The following is a 400-nucleotide window of genomic DNA, read 5'->3' as shown; positions in this document are numbered from 1 at the left end:
CAACAGAGGACGCAGAACAGGCTTATCCGTTTTGATGAACAGATGGTAATGAACGCGGGTCTTGATGAACTGGATCAAAAGCTTTGTGAGCGGTTTAAGACACCGCTTTCTCCGCCTGATAATATTGAGTTTCTTGAAAAATTACAGCTAATATCACGCGATGAAGACGGTATGCTTCATCCGACCGTAAGCGGCATATTAATGGCTTCTGAATACCCGGAAAAACATATTACAAGCGCCTATATACAGGCCGTATGTTATAACGGTGAAACCTGTAATTCACCGCAGTTGGACGCGCAGGATATTACCGGTCCTCTGGATATTCAAATTAAAGAAGCCTGTAAATTTGTTAAACACAACATGAAAGTTAGGGCAATCAAGGATCCGGGAAGAATAGAAA

1 protein-coding gene is annotated in these 400 nt (G+C 42.2%); it reads left to right on the top strand.

Features of this window, described 5'->3' with window-relative positions:
• The coding region (locus tag ACYVRH_RS14880) for a hypothetical protein (RefSeq protein WP_461257633.1) at positions 1 to 400 on the top strand (400 nt) is incomplete at both ends.

This window comes from Treponema sp. R80B11-R83G3, assembly GCF_054786115.1.
The sequence above is the reverse complement of the archived record's forward strand: the minus strand, read 5'-3'. Positions and strand labels throughout refer to the sequence as shown.